Origin of the sequence: Denitromonas halophila, from assembly GCF_007625155.1 — a bacterium.
In the GTDB taxonomy this organism is placed as follows: domain Bacteria; phylum Pseudomonadota; class Gammaproteobacteria; order Burkholderiales; family Rhodocyclaceae; genus Nitrogeniibacter; species Nitrogeniibacter halophilus.
This window is the reverse complement of sequence record NZ_VMNK01000015.1, coordinates 35,143-60,339: the sequence shown is the minus strand read 5'-3', so window position 1 is coordinate 60,339 and position 25,197 is coordinate 35,143. Positions and strand designations below refer to the sequence as shown.

Here is a 25,197-nt window from a genome sequence, read left to right as displayed (position 1 = left end):
CGCCACCGCTCCTTCGCACGGCGTACTCGTCGCCACCTCATGGTGAGACAATGAGCGTTCCCCAACCGACCCTGCACATTTCGACGCACCGCCCCATGCAAACGCTCACCCAGACTCCCGTCAAGATGCCCGTCGACACGCCGGCCTGCGAAGTGCGGCTAATCTCGCATCGGATAAGCGCTGGCTTTCCATCCCCTGCAAGCGACTATGTGGAGGATGGTCTAGACCTGAACGACTACCTGGTTCGCAACAAGCCGGCCACTTTCATGTTCACAGTCAAAGGCGACTCGATGACGGGCGCCAGCATCGAAGATGGTGACAAAGTCGTCGTCGACCGCTCGCAGGCACCACAGCACAACGACATCGTGGTGGCCGTCGTCGATAGCGAATACACAATCAAGCGCCTGTTCATGCGCGACGGCGAGGTCGAGCTACGACCAGAAAACCCGAGCTATAAGGCGATCTGCTTTGCAGAAGGTCGCGAACTTCAGGTGTGGGGTGTGGTCGTTGGCGTGGTCAGGCGCTACCCGGTTAAACGGTAGGCAATATGAACGCCACACCCCAATTTGCACTAGTCGACGTGAACAATTTCTACGTCTCGTGCGAACGTGTCTTTCAGCCTGCCCTAGCCCATACGCCGATTGTGGTGCTGTCGAACAACGACGGCTGCGCAGTGGCCCGTAGCAATGAAGTCAAAGCGCTTGGCGTCAAGATGGGTGTGCCGTGGTTCAAGATGAAGGATCTGGCCGAAAAGCACGACATTCGCGCTTTCTCATCGAACTACACGCTGTACGGCGACATGAGCAATCGGGTGGCGCTGGTGCTGCGAGACTTCTCGCCCGAAATTGAGATCTACAGCATTGATGAGGCATTTTTGCGCATCGAGACGGTCGCCCATCTCTATGGCGGAGCGTTGGCAATGGGCGAGCAAATCCGCCACCGGGTGAAGCAATGGACCGGCTTGCCGGTGTGCGTCGGCGTGGCGCCAACCAAAACACTGGCCAAGCTTGCCAATTACATGGCGAAGAAGCGCGCTGAATTCAACGGTGTCTGTGACCTTCATGCTCTCAGCCGACCAGAGCGCCTAGGCTATATGGCGGATATTGACGCAGGTGAAGTTTGGGGTGTTGGTCCAAGGCTTGCGCCACGGCTCAAGGAGATGGGTATTCAGTCGGTGCTCGATCTTCGCAATGCCTCACCCAAAACACTGCGTTCGCACTTTGGCGTCGTCATGGAGCGAGTTTGTAGCGAACTTCGCGGCATCGCCTGCCTGGAGCTTGAACAAGTCGCGCCCTCCAAACAGCAAATCATGTCCTCGCGAAGCTTCGGACACAGCGTTGAGGCCCTGGAGGATCTGCGCGAAGCCGTGGCTACCTACGTCGACCGAGCCGCGGAGAAGCTGCGCGAGCAAGGCTCGGTGTGTGCAGCCGTCCACGTATTCGTACAGTGCAATCGCTTCCGACCCGAAGAACCCCAGAACAACACCGGGACTACGGTGGCATTGGTGGCCCCCAGTGACGACACGCTCGCACTGACGGCCGCTGCCCTTCATGGCCTGCGGTCGATTTACCGCCCAGGCTTCCGGTACAAAAAAACCGGCATCATGCTCACCCTGCTGTCGGACAAGGGCGTCCAACAGGGCAGCCTATTCGACGCACCGGTGGAGCACGCACGCTCGGCGGCGGTCATGTCTGCGATGGACCAAGTCAACCGCCTCTATGGGCGAGGCATGTTGCGCACCGGGGCTAGCGGCACGCAGCAGCGCTGGAGCATGCGATCGGAAAACCGCTCGCCACGCTTCACCACCCGGTGGGACGAGTTGCCTGTCGTGAGGTAAAACTAGCCACGCTCCGCTTAGGAACTCAGCCCGCCTGAGCCCAAGGTATCCTTAGTCAATGTGCTCGAACTATCGCCCTATCGGAAACAAGGAACTATCGTTCTTTGACGCACCGCCTATTGATGACGTCATCCCGAAGGGTGACGCCTACCCGGGTAGTGCCGCGCCGCTCGTCTACCGCCCCGCGAACAACGGGCCTCGCGCCGCAGTCCTGGGCACGTTTGGTCTCCTTCCCGTTTGGGCGAAGGAGCAGAGTTTCGCGAAGAGGACATACAACGCGCGCTCTGAGACCGTTGCCGAGAAGCCGTCATTTCGCAACGCCTGGCAAAAGCGCCAGCTTTGCATCGTCCCGGCCACTGCCATCTATGAACCGTGCTATGAAACCGGCAAAGCGGTCTGGTGGAGGATTCAACGCGCCGACGGTTTGCCGATGGCGCTGGCCGGCCTGTGGGAGCGAAAAAACTGGGATGATGATCAGCCCGGATGGTCGTTCACAATGCTGACCGTCAACGCTGACGATCACCCTGTGATGCGCCGGTTTCACAAGCCTGGCGACGAAAAGCGCATGACGGTCATTCTGGATGGTAGGCAGGTCGAGGACTGGCTGGCTGCAGCCACCGAAGCGCAGATGAGGGAGATTCTTCGCCCGTGCGATCCTGCGCTGCTGACAGCCTCGTCCGGACGCCTTAGCGATTAGCCCGATCGAAACACCGTGCAATTCGACTTTTGGTGTCATTAGGGATGTACGGTTGAACGATTGAAGTGCTTTCAACGGCCCCCGCACGGAGAACATCAACTGAGAGCAAGGAGCCCAATAGTTTCGACCCCACGAACGCGGCCCTGTTGGAGCTAACCCACAAGGCACAACGCTTTGGGTTGTACCCGCTATGACTTTCGCGGTATTGACTCGAATTTCCAGCGCAGTATCATTAAGCTAACAATTTGAAACAGGTGTTCTGATGAAAAAATTCATGGCTTCGTTCACAGCGCTTGCAGCTAGTTTTGCGGCTCAACACGCACAAGCACTCCCTGCTAAGCAGGAACTGACTACAGCAGTGCCGAGCGTTGAAGCCACGATGCCGGGCCAAGTCGCCTCCTCAAAAATTACGGTGACTAACCAAACTGGTGATGCCTTCGGTTTTACGCTTGAGCGAGCTGAAAGTGGCCTGATGATGGCCTATCATCAAAGCCACTCATCGCACTCGTCTCATTCCTCGCACTCGTCTCACTCCTCGCACTACTCAAGCCGCTAATTCGCATCCATGAAATAACCAAGGGCCGGCATATGCCGGCTTTTTCGTTTTAGCAAAGGAATTACTGTGCGCCTTGACCTTGACAAAAGCGTGTATTCGCTTGAAGCCGTCCAGAAAGCGGCTTATCGCTTTATTGACCGACTGACCGTACTCATTTCTCAATCGGAAGGAGCCATTACTTGTGACATCGAAGTGGTTGTAGGGCCAGAAGACGTACTTGCACCACTGCTCGCCGATTTCAAACGTGAGCTCCTCGACCAACAGCTTCGAATTCAAATCAAGAATGAGACGGCAGATATACGAAATCTCATCTTAGCGTATGCCTTTTCTCGTTCAGGATTGCAGGGATGAGTAAGTTCCAACCCATATCGACATATTCCGATGCTGAACACGGGTATGAGCTACTGCCATTCAAGTTTGAGCCTCTCGGTGAAGGTGAGGTTGTTTTATCAAACATCGTCGGCGAATTCGTCATCCTTGAACGAGAAAAGCTAGGGGCGCTAGTCAATCACACTCTAGACACCTCTGACCCAGACTACAGCACACTGCGGGCCAAACACATGCTTCGAGAGCCTGGGGAGCAGGCCCCGCTCGAACTGCTAGCACTGAAGGCACGAACGAAATTTGTGAACAAAGCAAATTTCACGAACTTGCATCTTTTCGTGGTTTCCCTTCGATGCGACCACTCTTGCCAATATTGCCAAGTCTCCCGGCAGTCAGAAGACAAAGCGAAATTCGACATGACAGAGGAGACCGCAGACAAAGCGTTGGATATCGTCTTTCGGTCACCAAACCCAGCCATCAAAATTGAATTCCAGGGCGGGGAGCCCTTGCTCAACTGGCCGCTAATCAAGTACATCGTGGAGAAGGCCGAGGAGCGCAACAGGTTGGAGCGGCGCAACCTCCAGTTCGTCATCACGACAACGTTATCCCTCGCCACCGATGAAATGTTCGAATACTGTCGCGATCACGGGATTTTTCTGTCCTCTTCGCTCGATGGCCCGGAAGACCTACACAACAAAAATCGCCCCCGCCCGGGGCGGGACAGCTATGCACGCTTTGTCGACGGGCTTTGGCGGGCCCGAGAAATTGTTGGCTATGATGCTGTGTCGGCGCTGATGACCACCTCCCCCTCCTCCATGAACCGGGTGAAGGACATCATCGATGAATACGTGAAGCTAGATTTCAATGGTGTCTTCCTTCGGCACCTTTCGCCGTATGGTTTTGCGTTAAGGACGAAGAGCTACCATGCATACAACGCCGAGCGTTGGCTGGAGTTCTTCAAGGAAGGCTTGGCCTACATCCTTGAACTCAACAAGGCCGGTACAGTTTTTGTCGAACATTACAGTTCCATTCTGCTGACCAAAATGCTGACGGTGCGCGACCCCAGCTTTGTCGACCTCTCAAACCCGAGCGGCGCAGGTATCTCCGCGGTGGTCTTCAACTACGATGGAGACGTCTATGCATCCGATGAGAGCCGAATGTTGCATGAGATGGGTGATTCGACGTTCCGCATTGGCAATCTTTACACCAACAACTACGAAGAAATCTTCACGAATGACGCGCTCCTGACAGCGCTGGAGGACTCTTTCACCTTGTCTGCTCCGGGCTGCTCTGATTGCGCAATTGAGCCCTGGTGTGGCGCCGACCCGGTGTTTCACCACGGAATGACAGGAGACATGCTCGGCCGAAAACCAGAGTCCGAGTTCTGCAAACGCCAAATGGGCATAGCAAAGCACCTACTAGAGGTTATGAGGACCGACCCTGAAGCAAAGGAAATTTTCATGAAATGGGTGGGCGCATGCTGAAATTATCCGGAAAGGTCATTCAGCTAAGCTCGGCAGTTATGCCTGTAAGGCGGCAACTCTTCTTGCTGAGCACAAATCCACACCTGCCGGTGGTGCTTCGTGGAAAACGCGCGTTTCTGGTGAGAGGAAATGAAGTCCCTGAAGGATTTCGCCATTACCTGGCGTTTGATTCAGTTCCTGAAAACTTGCCAGCCGAGGCGGCCTGTACTGTCATCGACCGGACCTTTGCCTACCTGGCGGAGAACGACGTTATTGCCATAGGGTCGGACGGTAGGATTCGTTCACTCTATCGCGCGAGTTCGCCTCACAACGCGGTGCTCATCACGGAGCGCTGCAACAACTACTGTTTGATGTGCTCACAGCCGCCAAAAGACGTAGATGACGGCTGGCTCATGGATGAAGCAATGGAGCTGATTCGCATGATCCCACGGCACACCGCCAAGATCATGTGCATCACAGGGGGCGAGCCCACCATCTACGGAGAAGACTTCATCAGCCTGGTTGGCCATTTTAAGCGGTATTTACCCCATACCTCGCTTCATATCCTCTCTAACGGCCGGCGTTTTGCTGACCGCGAATTTGCAAGAAAGTACGCGGCCGTCGGGCACCCAGAAGTGATGGTCGGCATTCCAGTTTACTCTTCAGACCCAGCCAGGCATGACTACGTTGTCCAAGCAAAGGGCGCATTTGACGAGACACTACGCGGCATACTTAATCTCAAGGAGTTTGGCCAACGAGTCGAGATTCGCGTAGTGGTGCACAAACAGACTTGTGATGGCCTGCCGGCCCTTGCTGAATTCATCACTCGCAACCTGCTTTTTATCGACCAGGTAGCGTTAATGGGGCTGGAGATGACGGGCTTCACCCGTGCGAACCTTGACTCTCTGTGGATTGACCCAATTGAATACAAAGACAAACTCAGTGAGGCAGTAAGGGTCTTAAGCAGCTACCGCGTTCCGGTATCGGTTTACAACCACCCACTTTGCCTTGTCAATCCTGACGTAGAAGAAGCATACGTACGCTCCATATCCGACTGGAAAAACGAATATGCACTTGAGTGCCAAGGCTGCACCAGAAAGCATGATTGTGGCGGTTTCTTTTCCTCGGGGATTCAGCACGGATACAGCCAGTCGTTAAAGCCATTTACCTAATTTTTGGATATCTGCGAACTTAGATCACAATGTTTTTTCTTGGAGGCGGTTCTTCGCCGGCCCATATTCCGAACCGCCATCAAGCGGCAGTCACAAGGTCAGCATGAGATACCGCCTCTTGCAAGAGCGTCCTCACTATGCATCAAATCCGCAACTGAGCAAGGGCTAGTCGGTTTATCTAGCGTGTGCCTGCTTACAGCGCAAAAACTTTCGTAATAACGCTGTTATTCTAGCCTGGCCGTCAGGTTGTGGCCCACAGACTCCGTCTGGGTTGTTGCCTGCAAGCGCTCCCCGTTGTGAGGCGGAAAGCCCCCCTCACACGAATATCGATTCGATTGGAATCTTTACGATTCTATCGACATTGATGCCGAGAGAGCCGGTGCAATTCGATCCAATGACGCTTCCATGCTGGGGCACATGCCTCACCTCCGCATAATCCTACTGTGGCTTGCCCGCTCCTTTACTCATTCGCTTGAGCATGTCGGCCTCCCTTTTCGCCTTCCGAAAACCCCAGGGAGGTGTCGGGCTGTGGTCCAACCACAGTCCAGTGCGTGCCAGACGGGCCTGCTCTTCGGCTAGAACGTATGCAGTTCGCTCAGTTGAAGTCTGTTCCATTTCGTAGGCTTTATAGTGCCAAGCCATGCCCGCAGTGATCATGGCCAGATTTACGTCGACTCCATTGACATCGATTCGGCAGATCAATCGCCGATAGCGATCCGTCTTGCTGCATGCCGCACCCACAGTGCGGCCAAAAACAAGGTCCGAAAGGCGGCGCTTAGACGCACTTCCGTACGGCTGGTTTTTCTCAGGTGCATCGATGCCTTGCAGTCGGATTTTGTGCTGCACGTTGTTTGCATCCAGCAATGTCACTGTGTCGCCGTCGGCAACCCCGACGATACGGCCATGAAGAACTTCGCCTTTCGACACAGACGGCAGAGCGAAAAAGACGCATCCAGCAAACGCAAGCAGGAAGGACGACGGAGAGGTCATTCCGGTTGATAACCAAAGCGTTGCCGGTGTAGACGCAGGTACATGGACTGATCAGGCGAGAAAATGCCTACCGTCCTTTTCGGATTGATCCCCCATTGTCCGAGTACTTTGGGCGACAGTTGCGGCGAAACTAGTATTCCCCCAGCGTCGGAAAACGAGATCAACCCGCGATCAAATAACACATCCACGTGTGGCGCGAGCATGAGGCCGTTGTTCCCATCAAGCCGCTCGCAGTTGTCAGAGTCGCGCCAGGGCTTTATGTGACTTGCCCGAAGTAGTTCAGGAACATCAACACCCGTCACACGGCAGCGCGGCTCAATTCCAAGCACAGCAGAACGAAAACGTCCCTGCCCACGCCTCGCCTGTATAAGCTGTGCTTTTTCCGTCTCGGAAAGCACTGGGGAGGCTTCGATCTCCCGAACATCCTGAGCTTCATCGTCAATGGGCGCAGAGAGAACGCGTCCAAGCAGTTCAAGTAGATGTGTCCCCAGGGCATCCGAAATCGGCGCCAGGTAGCACGCCTGGTTCCCGTTCCCGTTGGGTTGGATCGGCGAATGTTTCAATGGCAGGCGCGGTCGGATTGATTCGATAGCGTCTTTCGGCTTTAGCGGCCTTTCTAGCACCTCGAAGTCAACGGGAAGTAACCACCCCTCCTTTCCCCAGTTCGCGCCGGCCACGCCAAACTCGACAGGCTTCGGTGCAGGACGCGCAGCCTGAACTACGGTGCCGACAGCACCGATACGCCCGCCCACGTATGAAAACACTGTATCCCCGGGTCTAGCAGTGGCCATACTGTCGTAGGTTGCGTTTTTTCCACCGTTCGCCTTCTTGAACGGCGACCAAAGGTATCCGCCCAAGCGCTCTTGCCGCCCGGTTTGTTTGTGGTTGACCCAAAAGTAGCTCATATCTCGTTGTAGCTCGCTAGACTGAAACGAAGAATCGGCTCGCAACTTGTTCGGTTGGCGACCAAACTCAGTGCCGCATCCCAGAACCAAGCAGGCCGATCACGAAGAACCAAATCACGGCCAAGATGATCACGGCGGGAATTGCTGCGATCGCCCACTTGACCATAAAGACCACCATCGAACTAAATGGCATGCGCACATCAGCGATGTTCACCTCAAGACGCGGGTCGCCTCCGAACGAACGCCCGCAACCAGGACACAGCACAGCACGACGGCTAATCGTTCCACCGCAGTCACCACAGATGCCCAACCTGTCTTCTTTTGTCATTGCCGACCCTACAAGTAGATTGACGACAGCATATCAATCCTTTTTGGATAAAGCGATAGCAGCACCGCCCTTAGTACGACTTGTCCGCAGTTACATATGGGGCTCGCAATCTGGGACACGAAGTTTTCAAGGGGGTTTGGTGCAAGACCGTTGGGTCAGGGTGGGGGCGGGGGTCACGACGCGTGGTCCACATGGGGAGGGGAAAACTTAACCAACACACGCTCCCTGACAACCCGGACGCGGGCGCTGTGATCGATGGTTGATGCCCATACTGATGGCGTCGCGCGAGCGATCTTGCACCTGGACATCACAGACAAGCTTCCATGCCGGCAAGGTCGGAACACCACGGGCCGCTTTTTTACCGCTGGAAAGCAGCACACCTTCGCCAAGGTGTCACCAGAAGTGTCACCAACAGCCTCAGAAAGCAAAAAGCCCAGTCCGAAGACTGGGCTAAGTGCCTGTTTCTATTGGTCGGGGCGGCGGGATTCGAACTCGCGACCCCTTGCACCCCATGCAAGTGCGCTACCAGGCTGCGCTACGCCCCGACACAGGAGCGGAATTATAGCACTGGAATTCAAAACTACAATTCCGCAAGGCCGATATTTTTAACAAACTTAGCGCTTCAAGTCATCCAACAAGGCGATCAGGGTCTCACGCGCTTGCGAAATGGACGCTCGCAACTCAACCGCTTGCTCCGCGTCTTCCTGTGCGTGGATCGCCGATGCATTCAGCTGATTCCGCGCACCGGAAATCGTGAAGCCATCCTGGTAAAGCAACTCCCTGATCTTGCGGATCAGTCGCACTTCATGGTGCTGGTAGTAGCGTCGATTACCGCGACGCTTTACCGGTTTGAGCTGGGTGAATTCCTGCTCCCAATAGCGCAACACATGCGGTTTGACCGCACACAGATCGCTGACTTCGCCAATCGTGAAGTAACGCTTGGCGGGAATCGGCGGCAGTACGACATCGGCTTCCGGATTAGGACTTTCCTGCATAACTCAGCTTTTCCACAGAAGATTTCAGCTTCTGGCTGGCGTGAAAGGTCACTACACGGCGGGCGGTAATGGGAATTTCTTCCCCCGTTTTCGGGTTCCGGCCCGGACGCTGGGGTTTGTCGCGCAACTGGAAGTTGCCGAAACCGGACAGCTTGACGCAGTCCCCCCGCTCCAATGCCGTGCGAATTTCTTCGAAGAAACCTTCCACCATGTCTTTCGATTCGCGCTTGTTCAAACCAACCTGCTCAAACAACAGGTCAGCTAATTCGGCCTTCGTTAACGTCATGCTCGCGTCCCTCATCCACGCAGGGCGGCGTTGAATTGTGCTTGAGCGCACTGAACCAGCGCACTGACCGCAGCGTCCACCTCGGCATCTTCAAGGGTTCGTTGAGTATCTTGCATCAACACCCTGAAAGCAAGGCTCTTTTTGTCAGGATCAACCCCCTTGCCTTGATAGACATCGAACAACTGGATATCCCGAACAATCGCCGGCGCAGCCTGCTTGAGCGCGGCCATCAGCGCCATTGCCGGCACCGTACTGGCGACCACCAATGCCATGTCCCGCACAACAGCGGGCAGGCGGGAGATCGCCGTGTACACCGGCAAGCTTGCTTGCAGAAGCGCATCGACGTCTACTTCGCATACGACCGGGGCATTCCCCAGTTCGTATTTTTGCGCCCACTTCGGGTGAATTTCACCGATGTAGCCGACTACCTTGCCCGCGGCCAGTACTTTGGCACTTCGCCCCGGGTGCAGCGCGGGGTGCTCCGCGGCTTCGAAGCTGAGTGTTTGCGGAGCAAACAAGGCTTCGAGATCGCCCTTCAGATCGTAAAAATCTGCGTTGCGATGCGCCACGCCCCACTGCTCAGGCGCAGTTCCGGCTGCTGCCAGCAATCCGAGTCGCACAGACTGATCGTAGCCTGCCACCGGTGTGCCGGCATCGTCGACGCGGAAACAGCGACCGGTTTCAAACACGCGCACACGAGGGTTCTGGCGCTTGCGGTTGGTCAGCAACACGCCGAGCAGTCCGGGAAGCAGACTGCTGCGCATCACGTTCATCTGACTGGCAATCGGATTGGCCAGGCGAATCGGCTGAGTATTGCCGCAAAGATCACGCTCCCACGCCTCTTCAATGAAGGAGTAGGTCACCACTTCCTGATAGTCGCGGTCGGCGACCATGCGCTTCACTTGCCACAGGTCACGACGGGATTCTGGCCGATCCAGCATGGCGAGATGGCCTTGCGGTGCGGGGGCGGGAATGTTGTCGTAGCCGTGCAAGCGCGCCAGTTCTTCAACCAGATCGACCTCGATTTCGATATCGAAGCGATACGATGGCGGTGTCACGCGAAAGTTCTCGCTCTCGCGTACGACATCAAGGTGCACACGTGACAGCAGGCTGGCCATGTCGTCATCGGACAGATCAATGCCCAGCACCTTGCGAGCCCGCGCGGGGCGCAAGGTCACCGGCCGGCGCGCTGGCAGATGCGCAAGACTTTCGGCTTGCACCACCGGCCCGACCTGACCGCCGCAGATCTCGAGGATCAATGCAGTGGCGCGCTCGATCGCCACGGGCGACAGCGCAAAATCGACCCCACGCTCAAAGCGGTGAGAGGCATCGGAACCAAACCCGTATTCGCGCGCACGACCGGCCACCGCGTCGGGTGTGAAGTAGGCGGCCTCAAGAAATACGTTGCGCGTATCGAGCGAGATACCGCTCTCTTCTCCGCCCATGATGCCTGCCATGCCAAGCACGCGCGCATCGTCAGCAATCACCAGAGTGCCAGCGGCCAGTTCGATCACTTGTTCGTTGAGCAGCAGCAGCTTCTCGCCTGGCTGCGCCATACGTGCATGGATCGCACCTTCGAGATGGTCGTTATCATAAGCGTGCAGCGGCTGGCCCAGTTCGAGCATCACGTAGTTGGTGATGTCGACCAGCGCGCTGATTGCCCGGATGCCACTGCGCTCGAGACGACGCACCATCCACTCCGGCGTACTCGCGCGTGCATCCACGCCTTGAAGGATTCGGCCACAAAAGCGCGGGCAGGATTCTGGCGCATCCAGCGCGATGACGCGACGATCATCGATCGTCGGCTCGACAGGCGCCGACGGTGGCACCGTCAGCGGCATATCGGTCAGCGCCGCCACTTCACGGGCCACACCCACGAGGCTGAGGCAATCCGCCCGGTTCGGTGTCAGCTTGATCACATACACCGTGTCATCCAGCCCAAGCAACTGACGCACATCGGCACCGACCGGCGCGTCGTCAGGCAGCGCATACAGTCCGCCGTGCTCGTCGGAAATACCGAGCTCACGAGCGGAGCACAACATGCCGTGCGAGGCGACACCGCGCAGTTTGGCCTGCTTGATTTCGAAGCCGGGCAAGCTTGCGCCCACCACGGCACACGGCACTTTCATACCGGCTTCGGCATTGGGCGCACCGCACACGATTTGCAGCGGCGCATCCTGGCCGGCATCGACTTGGCACACTTTCAGACGATCCGCGTCCGGGTGCTTTTCGGTCGACAGAATCTTGCCCACCACGACGGAGGTAAACACCCCGCCGACGGCGTTCATTTCTTCCACTTCCAGGCCAGCCATGGTCATCAACTGACCGAGCGCCTCACTGTCAATCTTCGGATCGACGAAATGGCGCAACCATTGTTCTGAGAATTGCATGTTCGCTTACCTGAATTGGCCGAGGAAACGCAGATCGCCCTCGAAGAAGAGGCGCAGATCGTTGATGCCGTAACGGAGCATGGTGAGCCGGTCCGGCCCCATGCCGAAGGCGAAGCCTGTGTAGCGCTCGGGGTCGATACCGCCATGACGCAACACGTTCGGATGGACCATGCCGCAACCGGCAATTTCGAGCCAGCGCCCTTTCATCTCGCCGTGCATGAACGCCACATCAATCTCAGCACTCGGCTCCGTGAAGGGGAAGAAGGACGGGCGGAAGCGCACCTGAAGGTCGTCAGTCTCAAAGAACTTGCGCAGAAAATCTGCGATCACGCCTTTGAGATCGGCAAAACTGATGTCTTCACCCACCCACAAGCCCTCAACCTGATGGAACATCGGTGAGTGCGTGGCGTCGGAGTCAACCCGATACACCCGGCCAGGGATGATCACCCGGATTTCCGGCATGTGTTCGCGATCGCCGTACTGCGCCACATGTTCACGCATGGTTCGCACCTGAACCGGACTGGTGTGGGTGCGCAACAACACATCGTCCACCCCTTCAAGATAGAAGGTGTCGTGCATCGAACGGGCCGGGTGATTTTCCGGTGTGTTCAGCGCGGTAAAGTTCAGGAAATCGGTCTCGATTTCCGGGCCATCGGCCACTTCAAAGCCAATGGATCTAAACAAGGCTTCGATGCGCTCAAGCGTCCGGCTCACCGGATGCAGACCGCCCTTGCCCATCCCCCGGCCCGGCAAGGTCACATCCAGCGCCTCGGCCGACAGTTGAATAGCCAGGGCGGCATCGCGGATTGCTTCGCGACGGGCTTCAAGCGCCGTCTCGATCTGGTCTTTGGCGGCATTGATGCGCGCGCCCGCCGCCCGGCGTTCGTCCGGACCCAACTGCCCCAGCGTTTTCATTTGCTGAGTAATGGCACCGCCCTTGCCGAGATACCGCGACTTGGCGACATCCAGCTGAGTGGCGTCGGCAGCGTTCTCAAAATCGGTGCGCGCTTGCGTTACGAGAGTGTCGAGCTCATTCATGAACAATGGCCGTAATTCAATTCAGAAAAAAAAAGGAGGCCAGGCCTCCTTTCTTTGAGCTGCATCCGCTTATGCAGCAAGCTTTGCCTTGGCCTGGTCAACAAGGGCGGAAAACGCCGGCTTGTCGAACACTGCCAGATCGGCCAGCACTTTGCGATCAACTTCAATCGCGGCTTTCTTCAGGCCGTTCATGAAGACGCTGTAGGTCAGACCCAGCTCGCGAGCAGCCGCGTTGATACGGGCAATCCACAGAGCGCGGAACTGACGCTTGCGCTGACGACGGTCACGATACTGATATTGACCGGCTTTCATCACCGCCTGTTTGGCGACGCGATAGACGTTCTTGCGGCGACCGCGATAGCCCTTGGCTTGAGCCAGGACTTTCTTGTGGCGGGCGCGGGCTGTTACACCACGTTTAACTCGGGACATCTTTTTCTCCTATCAGGCGTAAGGCAACATGGCGCGAACCATCTTGACGTCAGACTCATGAACCTCCAGAACACCGCGCAGGTGACGCTTCACCTTGGTGGTCTTCTTGGTCAGAATGTGACGCTTGAACGCCTGGGCACGCTTGATGCCACCGCCAGCGCGCAGTTTAAACCGCTTTTTTGCGCCGCTCTTCGTTTTCATCTTGGGCATGATTGCTCCTGTTATGTCATGGCACCAGGTAACGCCAGTGGCGTATTTTTTTACCCGGCTCCACTTGTCATGGAAGTGACTGGCACTTCCCCTACTTTTTGCGCAGTGCGCAAAAATCTTTAAACCGTCTTCTTGCTCGGCGCGATGATCATCACCATCTGGCGCCCTTCCATCTTTGGCATCTGCTCGACGTTTGCCAGCTCGATCAGGTCGGCCTTGATACGCTCGAGCTGGCGCATGCCGTACTCTTGGTGAGCCATCTCACGACCGCGGAAGCGCAGGGTCACTTTGACCTTGTCGCCATTTTCCAGGAAGCGTTTCAGATTACGCAGCTTGATCTGGTAGTCATTCTCGTCCGTTCGCGGACGCAGCTTGACTTCCTTTACCTGAACCTGCTTTTGCTTGAGCTTAGCCTCATGCGCCTTCTTGGCGCTCTGATACTTAAACTTGCCGACATCCATGATGCGGCAGACCGGCGGTTCAGCCAGCGGAGCGATCTCAACCAGATCCAGCCCCACCTCATCGGCCATCGCCAGTGCTGCACGAATGGACACGACGCCTGCCTGTTCCCCGTCGGCGTCGATCAGACGCACTTCCGGCGCGGTAATTTCTGAATTAACGCGCTGCTTCTTTTCCTGAGCGATGGTTCAACTCTCCAAATTCGAACAAAATCAGTCCATGCCGGCGCGCGTGAAAATTTCCCGCTGCCAACGCTCGATCAACGAATCGAGGGACATTTGACCGAGGTCTTGACCACCCCGGGCGCGCACGGCAACCAAACCTGCCTCTTTCTCCTTGTCACCAACGACAAGCTGATAGGGCAAGCGGCGTACGCTATGTTCGCGGATTTTATATGTAATTTTCTCGTTCCGCAAATCTGAAACCACCCGGAAGCCGGCCTTTTGGAGCCGGCTGGTCACGGATTTCACATAGTCGGCCTGCGGATCGGAAATATTCATCACAACCGCTTGAACCGGCGCGAGCCAAAACGGGAAATGGCCGGCATGGTTTTCGATCAAAATACCAATGAAACGCTCCATCGATCCCAGAATGGCGCGATGCAGCATAACCGGGCGGGCGCGACTGTTTCCTTCCGTCACATACTCGGCGTCCAGGCGTTCAGGCAGCACAAAATCGAGCTGCATGGTGCCGCACTGCCAAGAGCGACCGAGCGCGTCCTTGATGTGGTATTCGATCTTCGGACCATAGAAAGCACCCTCGCCTTCGAGTTCTTCCCAGCTCACGCCGGAAGACGCCAGCGCTTCGCGCAGGCCGTCTTCCGCCTTATCCCAGACCGCGTCCGATCCAGCACGCTTTTCAGGGCGCAGCGACAGCTTGACGTCGACTTCGGTAAAACCGAAGTCGCTATACACGCGCATCAGCAGTTCGTTGAACTCACGCACCTCGGAGACCACCTGGTCTTCGGTGCAGAAAATGTGGGCATCGTCCTGCACAAAACCACGCACACGCATCAAACCATGCAGCGCGCCCGAGGGTTCATTGCGATGACAAGAGCCAAACTCCGCCAGACGCAGCGGCAAGTCGCGGTAGGAGTGCAGGCCATGGTTGAAGATCTCGACATGGCCCGGGCAGTTCATCGGCTTGACCGCGTAGTCGCGCTTTTCCGACTCCGTGGTGAACATGTTCTCGCGGTAGTTTTCCCAGTGCCCCGAGCGCTCCCACAGCGAGCGATCCATCATCAAGGGCGTCTTGACTTCCTTGTAGCCCGCCTCGTTCAGCGTGTTGCGCATGTACTGCTCAACCTGCTGCCACAGCGTCCAGCCCAGCGGGTGCCAAAACACCATGCCCGGCGCCTCGTCCTGCAAATGGAAGAGATCAAGCTGCTTGCCGATTTTGCGGTGATCGCGCTTTTCGGCCTCTTCGAGCATGTGCAGGTAATTGGCCTGGTCGTCCTTGCTGGCCCAGGCCGTGCCGTAGATCCGCTGCAGCATCTCGTTTTTCGAGTCGCCACGCCAATAGGCGCCGGCGAGCTTCATGAGCTTGAAGACTTTCAGTTTGCCGGTGGACGGCACGTGCGGTCCGCGACACAGATCGACAAAATCGCCCTCGCGATACAAGGACACCGCCTGATCCTGCGGAATCGACGCAATGATCTCGGCTTTGTAGTTTTCGCCAATGGACTTGAAGAAGGACACGGCCTCATCGCGCTGCCACACTTCGCGCACGACCGGCAGATCTTTTTTTGCGAGCTCGCGCATGCGCGCCTCGATCTTGGTCAGATCTTCGGGCGTGAAGGGGCGCGCGTAAGAAAAATCGTAGTAGAAGCCGTTTTCAATCACCGGACCGATGGTGACCTGCGCTTCCGGGTACAGCTCCTTGACGGCATAGGCCAGCAAGTGAGCGGTCGAGTGGCGGATGACTTCCAGACCATCGGGATCTTTTGCGGTGATGATGCTCAGCCCTGCGTCGGCGTCCATGCAATGGGACACATCAACAACAACACCATCGACCTTGCCAGCCAGCGCGGCGCGCGCCAGACCCTCGCCGATCGACGCGGCAACTTCAAGGACGGTCACCGGCTGCTCGTAACTTCGAACGGAACCGTCGGGGAGCGTGATCTTCGGCATGACTCAATCCTTTGGGGCAAAAAAAAAGTGCGGTCTGAGCCGCACTTTTTTCGTTCGCAACGCAAACGTCGTGAAACTCGACCTGTTCAGTTATTGCAACCGGTGCAAGTTCGGAAAGCCACGACGATGCGCTCCTTAGATGTTTGGTAGGCGCGATTGGACTCGAACCAACGACCCCCACCATGTCAAGGTGGTGCTCTAACCAGCTGAGCTACGCGCCTAAGGAGGCCGAATTATAGCCGAACCCAAACACCTGTCAAATACTTTTACCGCTTAATTCGCGTGTAAATAAACAAAATCAAAACCGCACCAATCAGCGCGCCTAAAAAACCGGCGCCTTGGCCAGCACGATAGATGCCGAGCACCTGGCCACCAAAGCTTGCGACCATTGAACCGGCAATCCCCAACAGCGCGGTCATTACCAAGCCCAGATTCTCCTTGCCGGGATGGATGAACTTCGCCACCACGCCGACCAGCAGTCCGATCAGAATCGTCCAGAGGATACCCATACTATTCACACTCCCGTTTCACGCTCATGACTCAGGCCACTGCGCCAGGAAAGCTTCCCAGTGCGGCGCGCCAATCGCCTTGAGCGTTTTGCGTACCACGGCCAATTCGGCCTCGTATTCTTCTGCCAGCATCACGCCGCGCATGCGCTGAAAACGCAGGTAAACCAGGTAGGTGTTGACCACGTCGGTTTCGCAGTAGTCCCGGATCTCAGCAATCCGCCCATCCTGATAGGCCCCCCACACCGCGGAGCCATCCATGCCAAGTTTGCCCGGAAAGCCCATCAGCTTGGCCAGCACGTCCAGCGGCGCATTGGCGCGGGGCTGATACAAAGCCAGCAAATCCATCAAGTCCAGATGCCGGCTGTGATAACGACTGATGTAGTTGTTCCACTTGAAATCCCGGGCGTCCCGGGAATCGCCCTCACCCATTTCCCAGTAGCGCGGCGCACTGACGCCGTGCAGCAGACCTCGGTAGTGAAGCACCGGAAGATCAAATCCGCCACCGTTCCATGAAACAATTTGTGGCGTGAAGCGTTCAATGCCGTCGAAGAAGCGCTGGATGATGCCCGCCTCGTCCGAGTCTGGCTCGGACAGCGAGAAGACCTTGAACTGCGCAGCGTCACGAAAAACACAGGAAATGGTGACGATGCGCTGCAAATAGTGCGGCAGAAAATCGTTGCCGGTCGCTGCGCGGCGGCGCTGCATGGCGAGCTCGGCCACTTCATCGTCAGCGAGGTCATCAGGCAGGTCGTGCAGACGACGCAGCCCGGCCACATCGGGAATCGTCTCGATGTCAAAGATGAGAACGGCGCTCACTTGCGAGTCCAGCCCCGCGAGCCTTCGACCCACCAGCCGCCGGGCGCCTTGTCGATCCAGCGCTGGGCGAAGGTGTTGCGGATATCACCTGCCCATTCGGGGTGCCCATTGGCCGTGGCAATTTCGCGGTAGAGCGCCGTGCGATCATTGTTCTCCGCTGCCACCAGCGCATTGAGCTTGCCACGCTGCGCCAGCGGGACGGCGTTGGCGTCATGAACGGCGAGCGATCCGTCCGACTTGAGACCGACCGCACCAGACGCATACAGCGGCGCGAGTTGCGCATGCCGCTGCGACATGGACGACTTGATGGCCGAAATCGCGGGCGTATCGACATCGAGATTGCCTTGTGCCGTTGCCAAGCTGGCGGACAGCAGGCTGACAATAAACAGCATCTTCCAAATGGTTTTCATCGGCTGGGCGCTCCTTCCTTGGTGGCGGCATCCGGCTTGAGTTGCCAGACTTCGTCGATGATCCGGTCGGCGGCCTTCTCTGCCGCAGCTGCCGGGAAATAGATATTGATTGTCACGCAACCTGCCATGGCGAGGCTGAGCGAAAGCATCGCGGCCCATGTCGATACCGGTTTCATGTCTGTCCTCACTTGATGATCGGCGCCGCATCGCTGGCGATAGCCGCCTTGACGCGCGCGATCAGCTCATCCCAATTCACGCGCCGATTGTAGCCGATGACGTTCAGGGCCGGGATGCCGCCGCCACGCACGATGGTAAACGGCGAAGCATCCGCGCCCGGCCCCTCAAGACCTTCCATTTGGCATACCCCGCTGGCGAGTCGGCAACCCACGCCAATCTCGCCGTAGCCGAAATCGTTGAAGAACTGCAAAAAACTCCGCTGAATGGCTGCACTCGCACTCGGCCCACCCAGCGCCGTGATGTGCTCGACCGCCCGCTGGCTGATCCGCCGGCGATAGTCGCCCGGCGTGCTCCGCACCGAAGCATCGAAGCGCACAGGCTTCCAGGCCGCCATCTGCAAGTCTTTCAAAGCCAGATCAATGAATCCAGAAACCGCACCAAAGGAGAATGTCTCGGTCAGTTGCGCCATATCCAGATGCTCAGCCACCACATCGGCGCGCAGACGTGGCAGCAGACCGAAAGGCTCGATCACTTCCAGCCCGGTGGCCTGCACATAACCATCAAACAAGGCAATAACCAAGGCGCCGTCGAGCGCAGCGCGGCGCGGTGTCACGATCAGCCCGGGGATCGACGCCGACAAGGTGCCGACCATCTCCGGCAAATCCAGTGCCGTGGTCAGGGCCCGCATCGACACCGGCTCCATAAAAAATCCGCCCGCCCCCTGCCACCCATCCTCCGTTTTCGCCACCGTCAGGCGGTCGATAATGATCGCGCCATCGAGCACAGGCAATCGCGCTGGATCGACCTTGATCCGGCCCTGCTCAACCGACATGTCCAGCAAGAACGGCGCGAAGTCGAGCTTTTGCCAGTGCAGGCCGTCGACCTGAAGATGCCCCTGGGCTGGGGTATCGCGATGCCAGGGGAGATGGCCCGACAGCGGCCCGACCCGAAAGCGCTGCCCCAAATACGCAAAGCCCACCTGGTCAAGCCCCACTTCCACCCCGTGCAGCTCACCGTCCAGCCACCGCACATCCAGATCAAGCCAGCCCGCCACCTGCCAGCGCTCCGTTTGCGCAGGCGCCACCACGGGCAACACAAACTGCGGTACCGCCACCGCCAGATCAGCACGCCTGACCGACACCTCCGCTTCGATGATTTTCCGGTCCGCCATGTCGAGACGGCCTTTTGCCGTGATGTCGCCGACACCCGGCGCGTCCAGGCGCGATGAAAAAAGCGTGACCTCCTGACCCGAGACCTGCCCTTCGGCAAGCAGTGAAACACCTGACGGCACAAACACGGGATCCCAGAACACGCCACCGGCAGTCCACGCCGCGCGCATATCCCAGCGCCACGCATCACCCTGCCGAACGGCGCTCAAGCGCACATCTCCCGCCAGCGCCTCCGCGGCATGGCTGCCCGAGGCATCGGAAAACCCAGCGCTTTCAAGCGTCGCTGACACCGTCGCGCGACGGCCATCGAAACTGGCGCGGCCGCTCAGCGCACCGACCGGATGCCACGGAGCCGCCGCCGGCCAGACCCGAGCCAGGAGCGCGACCGGTAAATGCGAAAACTTGAGATCGAGTGCGCCATGGGCCGCCAGCGTCGCGGTCAAGCGCGCGTCGTCCGCGAACTGTGCCGTCAAACGACCGGAGCGGGATTTAGTCGAGAAATCGAGGTTCAGCCGGGCACCGGCCAGCTCCGGCACGCCGCCAACGCGTGCATCGGCGCACTGAATGCGCCCTTCGTCGAGCTGCAAGCGACGGCAATCGAGGTAAACGGCTCGCCATTGACGGCCGGCCGCGGCAAATTGATCAAGCCGAATCCGTCCGGCCGAGCCGTCCAGCAACAGGCTCACGCCTCGCGCTGAAAAGCTCGGGTGATCAATCTGGTGAATGTCGAGCTGCAGACCCGCCCAGGCCGCCCCGCTCAAAAGGAGCAACGCCAGGCCGGCCCGCCAGCTTGGCTGGCGCCGCCCGCGCTGGCGCTCAGGCCGGGAACACACCCGTCGACAGATAACGGTCACCGCGGTCACAGACAATGCTGACAATCACCGCATTGCTCACCTGCGCAGCAACGCGCAGGGCGACATGCATCGCGCCACCGGATGAGATGCCGGCAAAAATGCCTTCTTCGCGCGCCAGCCGGCGGGTCATCTCCTCGGCGTCCGCCTGGGTCACGGGTTCGATACGATCAACGCGGGATGCGTCATAAATGGTTGGCAGATACGCCTCGGGCCATTTGCGAATACCCGGAATTTGCGCCCCCTCGGCCGGCTCACAACCAATGATTTCAATCTTGGCGTTTTGCTGCTTGAGATAACGCGAGGTGCCCATGATGGTGCCCGTCGTCCCCATCGAACTGACGAAATGCGTGATTCGCCCGTCAGTCTGACGCCATAGCTCGGGGCCGGTGCCCTCGAAGTGCGCCTCGGGGTTGTCCGGGTTCCCGAACTGGTCGAGGATCACGCCCTCGCCATCGTCCCGCATCCGGGTTGCCATGTCGCGCGCCACTTCCATGCCGCCGCTTTTGGGGGTGAGGATCAATTCGGCGCCGAAGGCCCGCATTGTCTGGCGTCGCTCGACACTCTGATTCTCGGGCATGACCAGAATCATGCGGTAACCGCGAATCGCCGCCGCCATGGCCAGCGCGATGCCCGTATTGCCGCTGGTCGCTTCGATCAGCGTATCGCCGGGTTGAATGCGACCGGCCGCCTCGGCACGCAGAATCATCGACATCGCGGGGCGGTCCTTGACCGATCCTGCGGGGTTGTTGCCCTCGAGTTTGGCGAGAATCACATTGCCGTCACCCGCATTGATTCGCTTGAGGCGCACCAGCGGTGTTTCGCCAACATAGTCTTCAAGGGTCTTGAATTGCATCCGTTCTTTCCAATGGTTAGGTCGCGTCAAGACGCGCTGGCGCGCAGCTCATCCAGCGAGACGACCGCCGTTCCGAGTTTGCCGACAACAACGCCGGCGGCAAGATTGGCCCAGTGCATGGCATCGGGGGCAGACAGGCCGCAGGCCAGCATTACGGCGAAAGTCGCAATCACGGTATCGCCCGCACCCGACACATCAAAGACCTCGCGCGCGCGCGTCGGTTCATGACTGACGCCGTTTTCATCAAACAGCGTCATGCCTTCTTCGGACCGGGTCAGCAACACGGCACCGATCGACAGCTCTTTTCGCAAGGCGTCGACGCGTGCAGCCAGATCAGCCTCGGAGCGCCAACGACCAACGATCCCCTGAAGCTCACCCCGGTTCGGGGTCAGGACAGTCGCGCCGGCATAGCGTGTGAAGTCATCGCCCTTGGGGTCAACCAGCACCGGCTTGCCGGCCACTTTGGCGGCCTGAACCATCGCCTCGACATGGTCCAATGCGCCTTTGTCGTAATCGGAAATCAGCACCAGATCATGGGCGGACAGCAGTTGTTTGAAAGTATCCAGCTTGGCGGCCAGCACCTCGGCCTGCGGTCGTTGCTCAAAGTCGATGCGCAACAACTGCTGGCTTCGGCCGATGACCCGCAGCTTGAGCGTGGTCTGAACGCTGGCGTCACGAAACAGATGGGCGCGGACCGCCGATTCGGCCAGCAGGCGATCGAGGCTGTCGCCCGCCTCGTCCTGCCCGACCACCGACAACAAGGACACCTGCGTGCCCAGCGCCGACGCGTTGCGCGCCACGTTGGCCGCGCCGCCGGGGCGGTCTTCGGCGCGCGTCATGCGCACCACCGGCACCGGCGCCTCGGGCGAAATCCGGTTGACGTCACCGAACCAGTAACGGTCGAGCATGACATCGCCGACAACGAGAATTCGCGCCGCCGATGTCTCCGGCAGCACGTCGCGACCGCTCATCTCAGCCGCGCCCGATACCGAAGTATTCAATGCCTTCGGCGCGGATCAATGCGGGATCGTACATATTCCGGCCGTCAAACATGACGGGCTGCTTGAGGCGCGACTTGATGGCCTCGAAGTCGGGGCTACGGAATTCTTTCCACTCGGTGACGATGACCAGCGCGTCGGCATTGTCGAGCGTGCTCTTTGGGCGACCGGCGTAGCTCAGACGGGGTTCATCCCCGAAAATCCGTTCGGCCTCCTGCATGGCAACCGGATCGTAAGCGGCCACCGTCGCGCCCCGCTTGAACAATTCCTGAATGATCACGCGGCTGGGTGCATCGCGCATGTCGTCGGTGTTCGGCTTGAAGGCCAGGCCCCACAGCGCGAAGTGTCGACCGGTCAGATCCTCACCGAAGCGACGCACGATCTTGTCGACCAGCACATGCTTTTGAATCTCGTTGGCCGCCTCGACCGCGCCAAGCAGCTTGAGGTCATGGCCGTGTTCACTGCCGGTGCGGATCAGCGCCTTCACGTCTTTCGGAAAGCACGAGCCGCCGTAACCACAACCGGCGTACAGGAAATGCCAGCCGATACGCGGATCCGAACCGATGCCCTGACGCACCAATTCGATGTCGGCGCCGAGCGTTTCGGCCAGATTGGCCAGTTCGTTCATGAAGCTGATCCGCGTGGCCAGCATGGCATTCGCGGCATATTTGGTGAGCTCGGCGCTGCGCACGTCCATGAACACCAGACGGTCGTGATTGCGCTGGAAGGGCGCATACAACTGACGCATCAGCTCGATGGCCTGCGGGTCTTCAGCACCCACCACGATGCGGTCGGGACGCATGAAGTCTTCGATGGCGGCCCCTTCTTTCAGGAACTCGGGGTTCGACACCACACTGAATTCCGTCGTGCTGCCACGCTTGGCTAATTCCTCAGCCACCGCAGCGCGCACCTTGTCGGCGGTGCCGACCGGCACCGTGGATTTATCCACGATCACCCGGTAAGCATCCATGTGCTTGCCGATATTGCGCGCGGCGGCGATCACATATTTAAGATCGGCCGAGCCGTCTTCATCCGGCGGCGTCCCGACGGCAATGAACTGCGTCACACCCCACTTTGCAGCCTTTTCGACGTCAGTCGTAAAGGACAGGCGACCGGCTTCAACGTTGCGGCGGACGATTTCGTGCAGCCCCGGCTCGTGAATGGGGATGCCACCCTCTTCAAGAATCTTGATTTTGGCCGGATCGACATCCAGACACAGCACATCATTGCCTACGTCGGCCAAACAGGCGCCCGACACCAGGCCCACGTAGCCCGTACCGATAACGGTAACTTTCATCTCTCTATCCTCATGTCATCTGCAGGCGCCGGGAGGATTGCTCAAGGCACCAGATCGTATTCTTCCGTCCGCCGTGGCGGCGTGGTTTCCCAACCTCCACAGGCCGGGCATCGCCAATAGAACTGACGCGCCTTGAATCCGCAGGCGTCGCAGCGGTAGCGCGCCACGCGACGCGTGTGACTATGCACCAGCTGACGCACCAGCTCGATATCGGGGCGAAGCTCGGTCGGCGCGGCCACCAGGGCCGCTTCCAGCATTTTGTCGAGACCGAGCACGCTCGGATTGCGCCGCAACTCGTCGCGCACCAGATCATAGGCGCTGAGCGAACCGGCCAGCTTGAGCGTGCGGTCAAACAGCACATCGAGCAGATCGAGCGAAGAGTGGCGCTCCAGGTAGGCGCGCAGCAACTGCAGTCCATCTTCTATCCGGCCCTGCGCGTCGTACGCCTTCATCAGACGTTCCGCAGCGAGCGAGAGATAGAGTGGGTCCTGCCCTTCGATCCGCTTCCAGGCAAGGACAGCCTCGTCGAGATCGCCGCGCCGCGCCGCCAGATCGCCTTTGATCAGGCTTCCACGAACCGACCGGGGATTGATCTGCAAGGCCGACTGAATGGCCGTTTCGGCATCGTCGAGCCGCGAGTCCGCCAGCGCGTCGGAGGCCATCTCGCAATGAAAATTGGCCATTTCCTTGCGCCACCAGACACTCTCGTGATCAGGCAGGGCTTTGGCGATGTCGATCGCTTTCGGCCAGTCTTTTTCTTGTTGATAGATTTCCAGCAGATCGCGCAGGGCAACGTCGTTCAAAGCCGTGCCACGCAAGCGCAGGAAGACGGATTCAGCGCGATCGAGCAAGCCGGCTTTCAGATAGTCCTGACCGAGCTCCGCCAGTGCCTGCAGGCGCTGGGATTCATTCAGGTCTTCGCGATCGACTAGGTGTTGGTGCATGCGGATCGCGCGCTCGGTTTCGCCGCGACGGCGAAACAGGCTGCCGAGGGCAAAATGCAGCTCGACCGTATCGGGGTCGATACGCACGGCCTCAATGAAAGCATCGATGGCTTTATCGGGCTGCTCGTTGAGCAGAAAATTCAATCCATTGAGATAGGAGCGCGGCAAACTGCGCGACTCCTTCATCACATGCCGGATATCAACCCGCGCCGCCATCCAGCCCAAGGCAAAGAACAGCGGCAGCGCCAGTAACCACCAGAATTCAATTTCCATGGGGGTCAGAACGCTTCAGGCGCGTCCCCGTCGGCCCGCGGCACAACGGCCGTGCCTGCCGACGCCTTGATTTCGGCTTCTGCCTTGCGCAGTGATTTACGCAGTTTTCCAATCTCGCGCCGCTGACGCACCAGCGACGACAGCGTCGCGGTCACGCCTACCAGCGCCCCGGCGGCGAATGCCCCCAGGATGACCAAGACCAATGGCAACTGCCATTGCTTGCCCATGTAGAAGTTCAGCGTCGTGAGTTGGTCGTTCTTGACGGCAAAGCCGAATAGAACGAGGAAGACCGCCAGACGGATAATCCAGACAATGATTCGCATAGGGGGTGATTATGGCCGACTCGTGGACAAAAAAGAAGGCGGTCGAAACCGCCTTCCCCAATGACACAATCTGAACCGATTATTCGGCCAGATCCACACGTTCCCGCAATTCCTTTCCCGCCTTGAAGTGCGGCACATGTTTTTCGGCAACCTCAACCCGTTCACCGGATTTCGGATTGCGTCCCATGCGGGGCGGGCGGTAATTCAGCGCAAAGCTGCCGAAGCCGCGAATCTCGATGCGATCACCACGTGACAATGAGTCGGTCATCGCATCGAGAATCATCTTGACAGCGTAATCGGCATCCTTGGCAACCAACTGCGGAAAACGTGCCGCCAGTCGCGCAATGAGCTCCGATTTGGTCATGA

At 58.4% G+C, this 25,197-nt stretch carries 29 protein-coding genes and 2 tRNA genes; 7 read left to right on the top strand and 24 right to left on the bottom strand.

From position 1 onward, the window contains the following. The first annotated feature begins 50 nt into the window (after nt 1–50). From FHP91_RS14800 to hxsC, 7 genes are all read left to right on the top strand, one after another. On the top strand, nt 51–542 hold the full coding sequence (locus FHP91_RS14800) for a LexA family protein (RefSeq protein WP_246116324.1): 492 nt from the start codon (nt 51–53) through the stop codon (nt 540–542). A 5-nt stretch (nt 543–547) separates the two neighbouring features. Next, a complete protein-coding gene (locus tag FHP91_RS14795) occupies nt 548–1,837 on the top strand; it encodes a Y-family DNA polymerase (RefSeq protein WP_144310323.1) in 1,290 nt (429 codons plus the stop codon). A 58-nt stretch (nt 1,838–1,895) separates the two neighbouring features. Then, complete coding sequence (locus FHP91_RS14790; protein WP_144310322.1) at nt 1,896–2,534, top strand: SOS response-associated peptidase; 639 nt, start codon at nt 1,896–1,898, stop codon at nt 2,532–2,534. Nucleotides 2,535–2,796: 262 nt separating this feature from the next. Next, nucleotides 2,797–3,090 carry a His-Xaa-Ser repeat protein HxsA2 gene (gene hxsA2 / locus FHP91_RS14785; protein ID WP_144310321.1) on the top strand — a complete coding sequence of 98 codons (294 nt, stop codon included), beginning with the start codon at nt 2,797–2,799 and terminating at the stop codon, nt 3,088–3,090. Between the two features lie 66 nt (nt 3,091–3,156). Then, nucleotides 3,157–3,441, top strand: coding sequence for a His-Xaa-Ser system protein HxsD (hxsD, locus tag FHP91_RS14780; protein ID WP_186301571.1), 285 nt, complete (start codon nt 3,157–3,159; stop codon nt 3,439–3,441). Next, the gene (hxsB, locus tag FHP91_RS14775) at nt 3,438–4,898 is read left to right on the top strand and encodes a His-Xaa-Ser system radical SAM maturase HxsB (protein WP_144310319.1); all 1,461 of its coding nucleotides are present in this window, start codon (nt 3,438–3,440) and stop codon (nt 4,896–4,898) included. Before hxsD ends, hxsB begins: the two co-directional genes overlap by 4 nt. Beyond that, nucleotides 4,892–6,049: a His-Xaa-Ser system radical SAM maturase HxsC gene (gene hxsC / locus FHP91_RS14770; RefSeq protein ID WP_144310318.1), complete on the top strand. Its 1,158-nt coding sequence runs from the start codon at nt 4,892–4,894 to the stop codon at nt 6,047–6,049. Before hxsB ends, hxsC begins: the two co-directional genes overlap by 7 nt. Nucleotides 6,050–6,487: 438 nt before the next feature. On the opposite strand, the gene FHP91_RS14765 is transcribed toward hxsC, so the two are convergent. The 24 genes from FHP91_RS14765 to FHP91_RS14650 all read right to left on the bottom strand — a co-directional run bounded on the left by FHP91_RS14765 (nt 6,488) and on the right by FHP91_RS14650 (nt 25,195). Further along, a complete protein-coding gene (locus tag FHP91_RS14765) occupies nt 6,488–7,039 on the bottom strand; it encodes a thermonuclease family protein (RefSeq protein WP_144310317.1) in 552 nt (183 codons plus the stop codon). Then, nucleotides 7,036–7,944 carry an HNH endonuclease gene (locus FHP91_RS14760; RefSeq protein ID WP_144310316.1) on the bottom strand — a complete coding sequence of 303 codons (909 nt, stop codon included), beginning with the start codon at nt 7,942–7,944 and terminating at the stop codon, nt 7,036–7,038. Before FHP91_RS14760 ends, FHP91_RS14765 begins: the two co-directional genes overlap by 4 nt. Nucleotides 7,945–8,011: 67 nt before the next feature. Then, a complete protein-coding gene (locus FHP91_RS14755; RefSeq protein WP_144310315.1) occupies nt 8,012–8,272 on the bottom strand; it encodes a hypothetical protein in 261 nt (86 codons plus the stop codon). Nucleotides 8,273–8,740: 468 nt separating this feature from the next. After that, nucleotides 8,741–8,817: transfer RNA gene (locus tag FHP91_RS14750), tRNA-Pro, on the bottom strand. 69 nt (nt 8,818–8,886) lie between these two features. Further along, the gene (locus FHP91_RS14745; protein WP_144310314.1) at nt 8,887–9,267 is read right to left on the bottom strand and encodes a MerR family transcriptional regulator; all 381 of its coding nucleotides are present in this window, start codon (nt 9,265–9,267) and stop codon (nt 8,887–8,889) included. Then, nucleotides 9,251–9,568: an integration host factor subunit alpha gene (locus tag FHP91_RS14740; RefSeq protein ID WP_186301570.1), complete on the bottom strand. Its 318-nt coding sequence runs from the start codon at nt 9,566–9,568 to the stop codon at nt 9,251–9,253. Before FHP91_RS14740 ends, FHP91_RS14745 begins: the two co-directional genes overlap by 17 nt. Continuing rightward, on the bottom strand, nt 9,565–11,943 hold the full coding sequence (gene pheT, locus FHP91_RS14735) for a phenylalanine--tRNA ligase subunit beta (protein ID WP_144310313.1): 2,379 nt from the start codon (nt 11,941–11,943) through the stop codon (nt 9,565–9,567). Before pheT ends, FHP91_RS14740 begins: the two co-directional genes overlap by 4 nt. A gap of 6 nt (nt 11,944–11,949) precedes the next feature. Continuing rightward, on the bottom strand, nt 11,950–12,981 hold the full coding sequence (pheS, locus tag FHP91_RS14730; protein WP_144310312.1) for a phenylalanine--tRNA ligase subunit alpha: 1,032 nt from the start codon (nt 12,979–12,981) through the stop codon (nt 11,950–11,952). A 69-nt stretch (nt 12,982–13,050) separates the two neighbouring features. After that, on the bottom strand, nt 13,051–13,410 hold the full coding sequence (gene rplT, locus FHP91_RS14725) for a 50S ribosomal protein L20 (protein ID WP_144180037.1): 360 nt from the start codon (nt 13,408–13,410) through the stop codon (nt 13,051–13,053). Between the two features lie 12 nt (nt 13,411–13,422). Further along, nucleotides 13,423–13,620, bottom strand: coding sequence for a 50S ribosomal protein L35 (rpmI, locus tag FHP91_RS14720; protein WP_144180034.1), 198 nt, complete (start codon nt 13,618–13,620; stop codon nt 13,423–13,425). Nucleotides 13,621–13,739: 119 nt separating this feature from the next. Further along, nucleotides 13,740–14,264, bottom strand: coding sequence for a translation initiation factor IF-3 (gene infC, locus FHP91_RS14715; RefSeq protein ID WP_144180031.1), 525 nt, complete (start codon nt 14,262–14,264; stop codon nt 13,740–13,742). A gap of 27 nt (nt 14,265–14,291) precedes the next feature. Further along, the gene (thrS, locus tag FHP91_RS14710) at nt 14,292–16,208 is read right to left on the bottom strand and encodes a threonine--tRNA ligase (protein WP_144310311.1); all 1,917 of its coding nucleotides are present in this window, start codon (nt 16,206–16,208) and stop codon (nt 14,292–14,294) included. Between the two features lie 144 nt (nt 16,209–16,352). Further along, a tRNA-Val gene (locus FHP91_RS14705) sits at nt 16,353–16,429 on the bottom strand. Nucleotides 16,430–16,474: 45 nt separating this feature from the next. Continuing rightward, nucleotides 16,475–16,717, bottom strand: a complete 243-nt coding sequence (locus FHP91_RS14700; RefSeq protein WP_144180025.1) for a GlsB/YeaQ/YmgE family stress response membrane protein — start codon at nt 16,715–16,717, stop codon at nt 16,475–16,477. Between the two features lie 24 nt (nt 16,718–16,741). Continuing rightward, a complete protein-coding gene (locus FHP91_RS14695) occupies nt 16,742–17,533 on the bottom strand; it encodes a 3'-5' exonuclease (RefSeq protein WP_144310310.1) in 792 nt (263 codons plus the stop codon). Continuing rightward, nucleotides 17,530–17,943 (bottom strand): YdbL family protein, encoded by a 414-nt coding sequence (locus tag FHP91_RS14690; RefSeq protein WP_144310309.1) that lies wholly within the window; start codon nt 17,941–17,943, stop codon nt 17,530–17,532. The genes FHP91_RS14695 and FHP91_RS14690 overlap by 4 nt, the downstream gene beginning before the upstream one ends. After that, the gene (locus tag FHP91_RS14685) at nt 17,940–18,119 is read right to left on the bottom strand and encodes a hypothetical protein (RefSeq protein WP_144310308.1); all 180 of its coding nucleotides are present in this window, start codon (nt 18,117–18,119) and stop codon (nt 17,940–17,942) included. Before FHP91_RS14685 ends, FHP91_RS14690 begins: the two co-directional genes overlap by 4 nt. A gap of 8 nt (nt 18,120–18,127) precedes the next feature. Then, a complete protein-coding gene (locus tag FHP91_RS14680; RefSeq protein WP_144310307.1) occupies nt 18,128–20,050 on the bottom strand; it encodes a hypothetical protein in 1,923 nt (640 codons plus the stop codon). A 55-nt stretch (nt 20,051–20,105) separates the two neighbouring features. Beyond that, the gene (cysM, locus tag FHP91_RS14675; RefSeq protein WP_144310306.1) at nt 20,106–20,996 is read right to left on the bottom strand and encodes a cysteine synthase CysM; all 891 of its coding nucleotides are present in this window, start codon (nt 20,994–20,996) and stop codon (nt 20,106–20,108) included. A gap of 26 nt (nt 20,997–21,022) precedes the next feature. After that, nucleotides 21,023–21,967, bottom strand: a complete 945-nt coding sequence (rfaE1, locus tag FHP91_RS14670) for a D-glycero-beta-D-manno-heptose-7-phosphate kinase (protein WP_144310305.1) — start codon at nt 21,965–21,967, stop codon at nt 21,023–21,025. Between the two features lies 1 nt (nt 21,968). Next, nucleotides 21,969–23,291: a UDP-glucose dehydrogenase family protein gene (locus FHP91_RS14665; RefSeq protein WP_144310304.1), complete on the bottom strand. Its 1,323-nt coding sequence runs from the start codon at nt 23,289–23,291 to the stop codon at nt 21,969–21,971. A gap of 41 nt (nt 23,292–23,332) precedes the next feature. Then, complete coding sequence (lapB, locus tag FHP91_RS14660) at nt 23,333–24,508, bottom strand: lipopolysaccharide assembly protein LapB (RefSeq protein WP_144310303.1); 1,176 nt, start codon at nt 24,506–24,508, stop codon at nt 23,333–23,335. A 5-nt stretch (nt 24,509–24,513) separates the two neighbouring features. Further along, nucleotides 24,514–24,831 (bottom strand): LapA family protein, encoded by a 318-nt coding sequence (locus FHP91_RS14655; RefSeq protein WP_144179998.1) that lies wholly within the window; start codon nt 24,829–24,831, stop codon nt 24,514–24,516. Nucleotides 24,832–24,910: 79 nt separating this feature from the next. Beyond that, the gene (locus FHP91_RS14650; RefSeq protein ID WP_144179995.1) at nt 24,911–25,195 is read right to left on the bottom strand and encodes an integration host factor subunit beta; all 285 of its coding nucleotides are present in this window, start codon (nt 25,193–25,195) and stop codon (nt 24,911–24,913) included. Nucleotides 25,196–25,197: the final 2 nt, after the last annotated feature.